The sequence below is a fragment of the Frigoribacterium sp. CFBP 13707 genome, from assembly GCF_014842245.1.
Taxonomy (GTDB): Bacteria; Actinomycetota; Actinomycetes; order Actinomycetales; family Microbacteriaceae; genus Frigoribacterium; species Frigoribacterium endophyticum.
In genome coordinates this window covers 23,198-34,162 of sequence record NZ_JACYVL010000017.1, presented here as the reverse complement: position 1 = coordinate 34,162, position 10,965 = coordinate 23,198, and the positions used below count along the sequence as shown (strand labels likewise).

The 10,965-nt window shown below is 68.9% G+C and carries 9 protein-coding genes and 1 tRNA gene; 7 read left to right on the top strand and 3 right to left on the bottom strand.

The window, feature by feature from the left end; translation table 11 throughout:
- Positions 1–210: 210 nt before the first annotated feature.
- The 3 genes from IFT45_RS15895 to IFT45_RS15885 all read left to right on the top strand — a co-directional run bounded on the left by IFT45_RS15895 (position 211) and on the right by IFT45_RS15885 (position 2,079).
- Positions 211–744: an amino-acid N-acetyltransferase gene (locus tag IFT45_RS15895; RefSeq protein WP_056057910.1), complete on the top strand. Its 534-nt coding sequence runs from the start codon at positions 211–213 to the stop codon at positions 742–744.
- Between the two features lie 146 nt (positions 745–890).
- On the top strand, positions 891–1,568 hold the full coding sequence (locus tag IFT45_RS15890) for a hypothetical protein (protein ID WP_156370147.1): 678 nt from the start codon (positions 891–893) through the stop codon (positions 1,566–1,568).
- Between the two features lie 4 nt (positions 1,569–1,572).
- Complete coding sequence (locus tag IFT45_RS15885) at positions 1,573–2,079, top strand: dehydrogenase (RefSeq protein ID WP_192129367.1); 507 nt, start codon at positions 1,573–1,575, stop codon at positions 2,077–2,079.
- Positions 2,080–2,705: 626 nt separating this feature from the next.
- On the opposite strand, the gene radA is transcribed toward IFT45_RS15885, so the two are convergent.
- Together radA and IFT45_RS15875 are read right to left on the bottom strand one after the other, a co-directional pair.
- The gene (radA, locus tag IFT45_RS15880) at positions 2,706–4,070 is read right to left on the bottom strand and encodes a DNA repair protein RadA (RefSeq protein WP_056057903.1); all 1,365 of its coding nucleotides are present in this window, start codon (positions 4,068–4,070) and stop codon (positions 2,706–2,708) included.
- A gap of 161 nt (positions 4,071–4,231) precedes the next feature.
- Entirely contained in the window at positions 4,232–5,107 is an 876-nt protein-coding gene (locus tag IFT45_RS15875; RefSeq protein WP_192129365.1) for an SGNH/GDSL hydrolase family protein, read from the bottom strand.
- Positions 5,108–5,317: 210 nt separating this feature from the next.
- On the opposite strand from IFT45_RS15875, the gene IFT45_RS15870 reads away from it, so the two are divergent.
- Positions 5,318–5,407, top strand: a tRNA-Ser gene (locus IFT45_RS15870).
- A gap of 373 nt (positions 5,408–5,780) precedes the next feature.
- Here IFT45_RS15870 and IFT45_RS15865 read toward each other — a convergent pair.
- The gene (locus IFT45_RS15865; RefSeq protein WP_244638063.1) at positions 5,781–6,818 is read right to left on the bottom strand and encodes an NYN domain-containing protein; all 1,038 of its coding nucleotides are present in this window, start codon (positions 6,816–6,818) and stop codon (positions 5,781–5,783) included.
- Positions 6,819–6,989: 171 nt separating this feature from the next.
- Here IFT45_RS15865 and IFT45_RS15860 point away from each other — a divergent pair, with 171 nt between their 5' ends.
- The 3 genes from IFT45_RS15860 to IFT45_RS15850 all read left to right on the top strand — a co-directional run bounded on the left by IFT45_RS15860 (position 6,990) and on the right by IFT45_RS15850 (position 10,867).
- Positions 6,990–7,859 carry a hypothetical protein gene (locus IFT45_RS15860; protein ID WP_192129361.1) on the top strand — a complete coding sequence of 290 codons (870 nt, stop codon included), beginning with the start codon at positions 6,990–6,992 and terminating at the stop codon, positions 7,857–7,859.
- Positions 7,860–8,189: 330 nt separating this feature from the next.
- The gene (locus IFT45_RS15855) at positions 8,190–9,146 is read left to right on the top strand and encodes a hypothetical protein (RefSeq protein WP_192129359.1); all 957 of its coding nucleotides are present in this window, start codon (positions 8,190–8,192) and stop codon (positions 9,144–9,146) included.
- A gap of 308 nt (positions 9,147–9,454) precedes the next feature.
- Positions 9,455–10,867 carry a transposase gene (locus IFT45_RS15850; protein ID WP_192129357.1) on the top strand — a complete coding sequence of 471 codons (1,413 nt, stop codon included), beginning with the start codon at positions 9,455–9,457 and terminating at the stop codon, positions 10,865–10,867.
- Positions 10,868–10,965 lie beyond the last annotated feature (98 nt).

The following is a 10,965-nucleotide window of genomic DNA, read 5'->3' as shown; positions in this document are numbered from 1 at the left end:
GAGGGCGGTCCGGCTCCGGCCGGGCCGCCCTCGGGCGTTCGTGCGTCCTCGCTCCCGTGGTCCGGTGCTCGGACGGCGGGGTGCGGCGGGTCACCGTCCCCGCGGGCGGGTGGGCGCTGACCCGCCGTGACCGACGCCGACCCGCCGACCCGCGCCTCCTCGGCTCTCCCCGTCCGCCGGAGGCGCGGGGCGCGTGGGTAGGCTGGCCCGATGACCTCCGCCGACCAGCACGGCATCACCGTGCGTGACGCCGTCGTCAGCGACGTGCCGCACATCCAGAGGCTCTGCGAGCCGTTCGTGCAGCGACGCATCCTGCTCGGCAAGGACCTGGTGACGCTCTACGGCGACGTGCAGGAGTTCCAGATCGCGGTCGGCCCCGACGGGGTGCCCGTCGGCTGTGGTGCGCTGCACGTCATGTGGGACGACCTGGCCGAGATCCGGACCCTCGCCCTCGACCCCGCGTGGATCCGGAAGGGAGTCGGCCACCGCCTCCTCGACGGCCTGGAGGAGGCGGCCCGTCGTCTCGAGATCGGTCGCCTGTTCTGCCTGACGTTCGAGGTCGACTTCTTCGAGAAGCACGACTACCTCAACGTCGGCGACGAGGGGCTCGTGCCGCCCGAGGTGTACGCGGAGCTCGTGCGGTCGACCGACGAGGGCGTCGCGGAGTTCCTCGACCTCGCGCGCGTGAAGCCGAACACGCTCGGCAACTCGCGCATGCTGAAGGCGCTGCCGCCGCGGCCGTAGGTCGGCGGCTCGGTGCGGGTGGCTCGTGGGGTTCGTCCGGCTCGTCCGGCTCGACGGCCGGCGGCTCGGCGCACGCTCGGCCCATTCTCAGCGCACACGCCGCCGCCCTCCCGGTCACGGCGGTGACCAGCGCTTAACCTCTGCTCATGTCGACGTTCATGGATCCGACCGGGCCGCAGCCGCCCTCGGTGTACTGGCGTCGGCGTGCGATGGTCGCCCTCGGTCTCGTCGTCGTCATCATCGTCATCGTGTTGATCGTCGTGCGACCCGGCTCCGGCGCCGCCGAGCCCGGCGCCGCCGCGACGAGCACGCCCCCGGCCGCCGCCGAGGAGACGACCGAGGCCTCGGCGCCCGCCACGGGCGCGGCTCCCGCCGCCGACGCGACCTCTCCGGCCACCGACGCGCCCGCCGCGGGCGACGACGCCACCTGCGCCGCGGGCGTCGTCGACCTCGTGCCGATCACCGACGCGGCGACGTACGCGTCGACGCAGCTGCCGCAGATCTCGATGTCGATCACGAACACCGGCTCGGTCGACTGCTCGCTCAACCTCGGGTCGAGCCAGCAGGCCCTCGTGGTCACGAGCGGCCAGGAGCAGTGGTGGTCGTCGAAGGACTGCCAGGTGAACCCGACCGACCAGGTCGTCACCATCCAGGCCGGCCAGACCCTGACCACGCCGGCGATCGCCTGGGACCGCACCCGCTCCACCCCCGACACCTGCGAGGGCACGCGCACCCCGGTTCCTGCGGGAGGCGCGACCTACCGTCTGACCGTCAGCGTCGGAGACATCGTCTCGGCCGACACCGCCCCCATGATCCTGAACTGAGCGCATGACCGATCCTTCTCCCCGTTCCGAGGCCCTCGAGCTGGCGCTGGCGTCGCAGGACGTCGCGGCCGTCGCGTTCGCCCTCCGTCACGACGTGGTCGTGGTGCCGAAGCTGGTGGCGCCCGCGGGCGGTGCTGCGGGTACTGATGCTGCGGGTGCCTCGGGTGCCTCGGGTGCCTCGAGCGCTGACGGTGGCTCGACGGTCGACGGAGCCGAGGGAGGCGCGGACGAGCCCGCCGACGACGGTCCCGTCTTCGGGGCGGCCGAGCAGGTGCGCGTCTTCGGCCGCGAGAACACCGACAAGCGGATCCTGCTGCTCTTCTCGTCGGCCGACGCCTACGCGGCGATGGTGCCGGACGACCCGCGCCGCGAGGTGATGCTCTACGACGCCGACGCGCTGCGGGCCTTCCTCGACGTGCACCTCGACGTGCTCGAGCAGGTCTTCTTCGACATCGCCGGGCCGCACACCATGGCTGCGACCCCCGAGGACCTGCTCAAGGCCCTGCGCTAGCCGCCCGCCGTGGGGCACGCCGTGCCGCACCACGTCTTCGCACCGGAACCACGCCGCGGCGTGGTTCGCGTGCGAGAACGTGGTGTCTCGCGTGCCCGGTGGGCCGGGCCGGGCCGCACCCGGCCGCGCGCCGTGTGCCGCACCCCGTCTTCGCGACGGCACCCCGCCGCGGCGAGGTTCGCGTGCGAGAACGTGGTGCCTCCCGAGACGGGCCTGGCGGCGCGGAGCGTGCCGCACCACGTTCTCGCCTCGGAACCACGCCGCGGCGTGGTTCGTGCGCGAGGACGTGGTGTCTCGCGGGCCGGGCCGGGCCGCGCCGCGCCGCGCCGCGCGAAGCGTGCCGCCGCACCCCGTTTTCGCACCGGAACCCTGCCGCGGCGGGGTGCGCGTGCGAGAACGGGGTGTGTGGCGAGGTGGGCGGGCGGCGCGGGGCGTGCCGCACCACGTTCTCGCCTCGGAACCACGCCGCGGCGGGGTTCGCATGCGAGAACGTGGTGTCCCGCGGGCAGGGCCGGGTCGGGCCGCTCCGGGCGGTGCAACGTGCCGCACCCCGTCTTCGCCGCTGAACCCTGCCGCGGCGGGTTCGCGTGCGAGAACGTGGTGTCTCGCGGCGCGCGCGACGCGCGCTAGAACGCGGCGTCGAGCTCGCGCTCGCGCGGCGTCGCCGCAGCGCTGAACGCGCGGCGCAGCGCCTCGCGCAGGTTGCCCGACTCCGAGTCGACGAGCTGCGTGAAGCCGAGCCGCCGGGCCTCCGACGCGCGCTGCTTCGGTGACGACACGGGTCGGATCTCGCCCGCGAGGCTGATCTCGCCGACGGCCGCGAGGGTGTGGGGGAAGCTCGCGTCGCGGCTGGCGCTCGCGAGGGCCAGGGCGATGGCGAGGTCGGCGCCGGGCTCGGTGATCTTGATGCCGCCGACGGTCGAGACGTAGACGTCGGCGTCGCCGAGGCGGATGCCCGCGCGCCGTTCGAGCACGGCGAGCAGCATGGCGACCCGGGAGGAGTCGACGCCGTTGACGACCCGGCGGGGCTGCGGGGTGCTGCTGGCGACGATGAGGGCCTGGACCTCCACCGGGAGCGCCCGCCGCCCCTCCATCGCGACGGTGATGCAGGTGCCGCTGACCGGCGGCCCTCCGCGTGACATGAAGAGGCCGCTGGGGTCGGCGACCTCGGCGATGCCGTCGCCGGTCATCTCGAAGCAGCCGACCTCGTCGGTCGGGCCGAAGCGGTTCTTGTGGGCGCGGATGAAGCGCAGCGCGGTCTGGCGATCGCCCTCGAACTGGCAGACGACGTCGACCAGGTGCTCGAGGAGGCGCGGGCCGGCGATCGTCCCGTCTTTCGTCACGTGCCCCACCAGCAGCACCGGCAGGTTGCGGTCTTTGCTGACGCGAATGAGGGTCGAGGCGACCTCGCGCACCTGCGACGTGCCGCCCGCGATGCCGTCGATGGACGACGACGAGACCGTCTGCACGGAGTCGACGATGACGAGCTGCGGGTCGACCTGGTCGATCTGGCCGAGGATGACGGAGAGGTCGACCTCGGCGGCGAGGAAGAGGTTGTCGTGCATGGCGCCGGTGCGCTGGGCGCGGAGGCGGACCTGCGCCGCGCTCTCTTCTGCGGTGACGTAGAGCACGCGGGCACCGGTGGCGGCGGCGCGGGAGGCGACCTCGAGCAGCAGGGTCGACTTGCCGACGCCGGGCTCGCCGCTGAGCAGGATGGCCGCGCCGGGGACGATGCCGCCGCCGAGAACGCGGTCGAACTCGTGGATGCCGCTCGGCCAGTACGCGACGCTGTTCGCCTCGACCTGCGTGATGGGGCGGGCGACGCGGTCGCCGCCGACGGTGACCGGGGCCGTGCCGCGGGCGCTGACCAGGGCCGAGGTGACGTCGACGACGGTGCCCCAGCGCTGGCACTCCCCGCAGCGACCGACCCACTTGAGGCTGGTCCAGCCGCACTCTGTGCAGCGGAAGGAGGGGGAGGTGGAGCGGGCCATGTGGTCAGCCTAGGTGGGTCCACCGACAGCGGGGGCGCCTCCTCGGGGCTGCGGGGGAGAAGGCTCTCTCGGCCGACCTGGGGAGGGCGGGAGGCGCGGGTCGAGTGGTCACGACCGGCTCCTCGTCGCCGGAGTGCGAGCCGTTCGCGACCACGCGGCGCTCAGCGGCCCGGGGCGTCCGTCCCGCGCTGGGCGGCGCGTCCGGCGCGGCGCTCGGCGGTGCGGGCGACGGCCCCCGCGGCCGCGGCGTCGTGCACGGTGGCGGTGCTGTCGGTGACCGCGCGGTCGGCGGCGATGCGGGCGACGCGGGCGGCGACGGCCGGCTCGAAGGCGGAGGCCCAGACGCGGTAGCCGCGGTCGTTGGGGTGGAAGAGGTCGCCGGCCGAGTTGCGGTAGGTGCGGAAGAAGCCCTGCCTGCGGGTGGTCTCGTAGAGCGGGGCGACGGTGAGGCCGAACTCGTCAGCGACGCGGCGGACGATGCGGTTGGCCTCGACGAGCTTCTTCTCGCGGTCGGGGATCCACATGGCGGGCAGGTCGCCGACGATGGCGTGCGACGGCAGGGCCCCGTAGATGACGCGGATGTTCTTCTCGAACGACTCGGGGTCGAAGGCGATGATGTCGTTGGCGCCGATGGCCACGGTGACGACGTCGGGTTCGTACTTCTCGAACTTCGGCAGCTGGTCCTTGCGGCAGAGCCAGGTGGTCGAGCCGCTGACGCTGAGGTTGACGACGCGCAGCGAGGTGTGGCCCTGGCGGCGGATGTACGCCGAGAGGCGACCGACGTAGCTGCGGGCGGGGCTCGAGGCGCCGATGCCCTGCGCGGCGGAGTCGCCCATCGCGACGTAGAGCAGCGCGCCCCCGCGGTCGAACCGGGCGCGCCACCAGGCCGAGTGGACGGGCAGCAGGGCGTTGAGGTCGGCGGCGGCCGCGTTCCGGTGGCGGAGGAAGCTGCGGACGCCGGCTCCGGCGGCTGCGGTGGCGGCGAGGGTGACGCCGACGCCCGAGAAGAAGGCGGCGGCGGTGTGGCGTGTGGGCATCCCTGGACGCTACGCCGGGCAGTTCGGCGGCTGCTCACGCCGTGCGCGGCGCGGCCATGAACCACGTTCCGTTCGATGAACCGAGTCGTGCCGCGGTCCATGGAGCGGAACGCGGTTCTCCGTGGCCCCAGCCGAGTGCAGGAGGCGCGGGTCGGCACCCCCGCCACCCCGATTTCCGACATGGCCGCGGGATGTACTAAACTCTCTCCCGGTACCGTGTCCGAGCGGCCGAAGGATCATGTCTCGAAAACATGTGTGGGGGAGACTCCACCGTGGGTTCAAATCCCACCGGTACCGCCAGAGGCTAGTTCAGCCCTAAAGGCGCCTCGGGTTCAGTGTTCTGAACTCGAGGCGCCTTTGTTTGTCCACACTTGGGATGCGTGTTTTCGGGATGCGGCCGCGAAAAAGCTGTGACACTTTTCGCCTCATTTCAGCGCAATCGGGGTCTTATCAGGCCTTTTGGGATGTGCCAGACATCCGGGCGTCACGCGGAAGGGTCTGCCTCGCAGTTGGCTCAATGTGCTGCGAGACGCTGCATTGATCCGGTTCGTCGCAGCTTGACGTCCCGATGGAGCGAGTCGTGTTCAGCGCCAGCCCAGGCGGAGACATCGGCACGGGCACGGTGGAGAGCATGAACACGTTCTCGGAGGAGCCACTCGAGGAGAGCCTTGAGCTACGCGTTGTTGACGGCTTCCCAGAATTTGGCGCGGACGCCGAAGCGCATCGAGTCGCTCAACTCGAACTCGCCCAGAACCATCGACAGGTCGACCAGAAGCGCCCGGTCCAAATCGCGAGGAATGGCAGGTCGTCCCGCCCTTAGTTCGTTGAGCTGCCCAGCGGAGGCCGTTGCCGCCCAAGCCGAGTAGGTCTTCCTCGCGACTGAGTTCATGCTCTCCGAAAGCTCTGCAGGGGTGCGACTCGCTGACTGCACCTGACCCCCGCCCTCGTGCGAGGCGGCAGCCCTGGTAGTCAGTGGCGGCACTAGCCGCGCCACCCCGGCAGGGCTCGGACGAGGGGGAACGACCTCGTCGATCGGGGCAGAGTCCACCGTCGGTTCGACGGCCGCCGTCTTGGCGGGTGGGTCGATGGCTGGGGCCGGGGTGGACGTTACGGTCCGGTCCAGAACTGCGGGATCAATGAGGTCGAGGCCGTCTGCGGAGTGCAGAAGGTGTCGGCTCACGCCGTGCGGCCTCATGGAAGAGGAGGGAACGGCCAGGACGGTCACCTGCACGCCTTGCGCCTGCGCCTCCTCGACGGCCTCGGTCAGGTCATCGTCTCCTGAAAGTAGGTACATCACGTCGATCCTGCCCGCGCGGGAATGCCCGACCAGGTCCAGGCCGATACGGAGGTCGACGCCTTTCTGCTCCCCGTCGACACCTATACGGCCGAGGCGGAGCTTGACGTTCGGCAGCAGCGCGATCCCCTCCTGCACAGGGTTCGCCTTGCCGTCGCGGGCAGCGTCGTACCAGTAGACCCGCAGCAACGGAAGTCCGGAGTCTCGCTGGACGACCTCGGTCAGGGCAGAGATCAAGGCCGTGTAGTTCACCTCTATACCCCGACGGAGGGACGAGCCGGTGAGGCGGGTCGCCGCGCTTGACAGCAGATACCCCGCATCTACGTAAAGGGCTGAGTGGGATCTCACGGCTGACCGTTGCTCCTGGACTCGTGGGTGTGGGGTTGCGGGGTGCCAGTACCCCCCCTGGGCAAACATGTCACGACCTGTTGCGGGGGTCGAGTACGAGATCGCCCCCCGTCGGGGCTGCGCCGACGTTCCGCACTGGCAAGAGGCCGATTCTGCCGACACTCCCACGGCGGCCTGTCGCTGGGGAGGCAGCAGCACCGACTGCGTCTGTGACGATTTTTATCCCTTTATCATCGACAGATGGTCATGCGGTCCGTCGCTCGAGACCGGTCTAGAAGGCCGGTCGACCGAGTCGAACCCGGTGCCTTTCCGATCGACCCCACGAGTGCCGATCTGGACGACTACGACTTCGAGTTCCTCGCGGTGAACCTCGTGGCCTGGTTCGCCGCACGCGACGCCGCTCGGCTCATGCGAGAGGCGCGCCGGCGGGGCTTGAGCCCCCTCGCCTACATCCCCTTCCATCAGGTCGCCAGCATCCTCGAGGTGCCCCCGGCGGACCTCAATGCGTACAGGAGCGGACGCCGCTATCTGCGGACGGAACACCTGCTGAAGTTCATGGGGCAGCACCGCTTCGGGAAGCAGCTGTTCGAGTACGCAGCAAGTCGCAACTTGCTATACAAATCGGCCGCTTTTTCATGGGGCGACGATTTCGGGGCTTTCGAGGAGATAGAGCAGTCGCGGAAGGTGTTCCTCAGGGAGGTGAAAACCATGAAGATCGAACACCAGGAAGAACAGCTGCAACGCTTGTCCTCGTCCATCCGAGACCTGGTCCGCCTCGCGGTCGACGTCGAGGGCGAAGTTGTGCGGGCCGGCGGCAGGGCGACCCCGTTCCACTTCACTGAGATCGAGCGAGCCCTCTCGCGCCAAGCCGGCGAACGCCCAGTCGAGAGTCTTCGAGACGGCAGGCCCTTCTGGAAGAAGGTGCTCAGCCTGGTGACCGAGGAGCCCGTACGAACCGCCGACATTCATAAGGCTCTCCACGAAGCGGAGGTGTCCTACGACAAGGCCCACGTGAGCAAAGTCCTACACAAGCTCTCGACCGGACCGAAACCCCAGATCGGCAAGCTCTCGCGCCCCGTCTACTACTTGATCCCGAACGACAACACCTAGAAAGGCAACTCTCATGCCGCGTCACTCCCTGAGTGACGACGCAAAAAAGGCCCCGACCGATTCGCTTCCTGCAGCGATCAGCCGAAGCCCATATGCAACCCGCAAAGATTGCTACGAGGCTACACGCTGCACCATCGGAACGCAAGGGCTCCTTTACCGCGCCGTCACACCCTCCCTCCCTCCGGTCCGATCCTGCGTCCCGAAGCGACGTAGCCGCCGCTTCCGGAGCCGGTGCACGGCCCCGCGTAAGCGGCCACCAGGGCAGCCGTCGCCCCGCATCGCAACCCCTCCCAGTGGGCCGAAGTCCTGGCCTATGACGGTGAGCTACTGATGACAAAAGGACGCCTCGCGGCCGCCGTCCGCGACAATGACATCCCCGCGGTCATGGAGCTGTACCGGCCCATTCACTACCGCGAGCCGTGGTTTGCCGCCCACGTCGACGAGATGCGAGCGCTCATCGTGAAGAGCAAGCCGAAGTCAGCCGCGGCCGTTCAGCTCCAGTTCTCGTGCCTGTGTCGGCTGTACCAGTTCGGCGCCGCAAACAACTGCGACATGAACTCCAAATCGCTGCTCTCGCCCGAAATCCTCGAGTGGTTCATCACGTCCCGCTACGTCTCGTCTCATCCGCAGACCCGTGCGACGATGCGATCGGCGCTTCGCCGCATCGGCATAGCGAACGACGCTCACGTGTACTACGGGAACCAGCCGGAACACCAGAGCCGACGCGAACTCGCCGCCCCGTACGAGTCGCACCACGTGTCCGGCTACCTGGAGATCCTTGGCAAGCAGAGGACTGAGAAGCGTTCCCGCTTCCTTGACAGCATCCTTCATCTCGGGCTCGGTGCCGGGCTGCGGAGCACGGAGATGCGTCACGCGCGACCCGAACATGTCACCGAGCACGCCGGGCTGGTGCATCTGCACGTGCCAGGGAAGGAGCCTCGTTCAGTCCCCGTCCGTCGCTCCTACGCGGACGGTGTGCTCCGGCTTGCCGAGACGAGCACGAGGGAGTTCCTCATGGGCATCAGTGCCGAACGCAGCCAAAGCGCCATGTCCACCCTGAAGGACCGGGTGGAGGTGCCCGACTGGCTGCCGCGCCTATCGGTGAGCCGGCTCCGAACGACGTGGATGGTCGACACGCTCAGTGAGCGGGTCGAAGTCAAGGCGTTCCTCGAGGCCGCGGGTGTGCGAAACGGCTACCTGGGGTTCCTGGGCCCCTACCTCAGGGATGTCGAGGACAGAGTCATCACCGACCGCGCCCTCGCCGGAGAACGGGCTCGAGCGTGCTGACGGCACCCGATGAGACTCGCGAGATGCGTTCTGCGGGTCGGCGTCACCTGAGCCGGGCAGCGGAGGCGAAACCACGTCGGCTGCCGCTCCATCTGCCAGAGGGAGCGATCATGTCAACTTCGAAGAGCTTGACCGCGGCCATTACCATCCTCCGACGAGCCGAACCGGTGCAACGAGTCCTTCACCTTGACGCGGTTAGACCCGGGAAATTTCGACTCGTGTCCCTAGAAACCTTCCTCATTGTCTCGATCGCGTTCAAGATCCAGGGCCCGAAGAGGGACTTTGTCCTCACTGACCTCACACGGTGGGTGGACACCTTCACGCCCGCTCAACAGCTGCGGGCAGGCCTTCCCTGGAACTGGAGCTACGACAACCTCCAGACCGCTCTCCAAGCCCTCATCGGGCACCTCGAACCGGACGGCGCCCTGGGCCGGCGCACGCCGCGCAACCCCCGCATGCCCACCGTGGACGAGTTCGTGAACGCTCTCATCGACGCCTCTATCCCCGCAGGCTGCCCCCAAACCGAGGTCCTCGCTTTGGACAGCACCGATGTGCGCACCCACGCGAAAAGGCGCAGCTGGCTTGCCAAGCCGGACACATCCGACCCCTACACGCCCGACGATGCCCGCACCGACAAGCCCTGGGCTTCACCCGGATGGCCCAAACTCCAACCAGATGGCCGATACGCCGTCAGCGCGGACCTCGACGCGCGTATCGGCTGGTGCACCGTCAAGAACCAGGAAGGCAGCAGCACGTTCAACGGATACGACGCCCACCTTCTGGTGGATGCCGGTAGCCCCGGGCAGCCGTTCTGGGTGCCCTACATCCGTGGCGCCGTCCTCCGGCCCGCTGGCGAGTACAAAGCGGATGCAGGCCTTGCCCTCCTGGACTCGCTTCCACACGGGCTGCATGCCCGGTACCTCGCCTCCGACCGGGGCTACAGCTACGCCAAGGCGTCCGCGTGGCACCTAGAACTGCGCAAACGCAACGTCATTGGTGTCCACGACCTGCACACCAACCAACGCCGACCCCACCCATCCGATACCTCCAAGGGGGTGACCTGGATCGATGGGACCCTGTTCCCGGACTCCTTACCTCAACGCCTTCGCAAGCTTCCCAACTACCCCATCGGCATGAAAGCTGCCGACAGGGTCGAGCTGACCGCCCTGTACGACGAGCGCGCACGATGGGCGTTCCGCGTAAACCAGCGGTTCGACAACGGCGACGTTCAACTCAAAGGCCCCGCCTACACGTCTCGAATTCGATGCCGCAATGCGCCCAAGTCAATGCGGGCTAAAAGCACGACGCCCCTGACTAACTGCGAGCCGGGATGCCAGTGCGGGTCAACGAGAGTGATTCCGTTGTCCGAGGCGGCATGGGAACGCCAAGAGCTGACCTTCGGTACGAAGAAGTGGCTCGATCACTACGGGCTGCGGTCCTTCGTCGAAGGCGCCAACGCGCAGTTGAAGGAGTGGCGCGGGAGCATGCGTCGCCACAGCACCAAGGTGTTCGGCACGACCGCCAACGCGGTGGTCCTCGCAATCCACTGCGCCGCGGTGAACGTGAGCATGACCGAAGACGCCTGGTATGGCGCCGTGACCCTCAACACACGCCACCGCCATGACGTCCCCCACATGCAACGTCGTCGACCCGCCGCCGCGCCGTCCCCGAGTGCTCGCCCACAGCGCGCTTCGCGGAGGCCGCCAGCGGGGAAGGACTAGAGCGCAGCGCCATCAACGAGCACAAACCCTCTCGCCACCGGGCGCAAAACCGACGCGGGTCCCTAGCGAGGCTCATGGCGGGTGAGCTGTGTTCGCAG

What these genes read in the sequence shown, in the direction of transcription:
- IFT45_RS15885 (WP_192129367.1), top strand. Translation starts at nt 1,573, where the DNA reads ATGACCGATCCTTCTCCCCGTTCCGAGGCCCTCGAGCTGGCGCTGGCG.
- IFT45_RS15875 (WP_192129365.1), bottom strand. Translation starts at nt 5,107, where the DNA reads ATGCCCACACGCCACACCGCCGCCGCCTTCTTCTCGGGCGTCGGCGTC.
- IFT45_RS15890 (WP_156370147.1), top strand. Translation starts at nt 891, where the DNA reads ATGTCGACGTTCATGGATCCGACCGGGCCGCAGCCGCCCTCGGTGTAC.
- IFT45_RS15865 (WP_244638063.1), bottom strand. Translation starts at nt 6,818, where the DNA reads ATGTTTGCCCAGGGGGGGTACTGGCACCCCGCAACCCCACACCCACGA.
- IFT45_RS15855 (WP_192129359.1), top strand. Translation starts at nt 8,190, where the DNA reads ATGACAAAAGGACGCCTCGCGGCCGCCGTCCGCGACAATGACATCCCC.
- radA (WP_056057903.1), bottom strand. Translation starts at nt 4,070, where the DNA reads ATGGCCCGCTCCACCTCCCCCTCCTTCCGCTGCACAGAGTGCGGCTGG.
- IFT45_RS15860 (WP_192129361.1), top strand. Translation starts at nt 6,990, where the DNA reads ATGGTCATGCGGTCCGTCGCTCGAGACCGGTCTAGAAGGCCGGTCGAC.
- IFT45_RS15895 (WP_056057910.1), top strand. Translation starts at nt 211, where the DNA reads ATGACCTCCGCCGACCAGCACGGCATCACCGTGCGTGACGCCGTCGTC.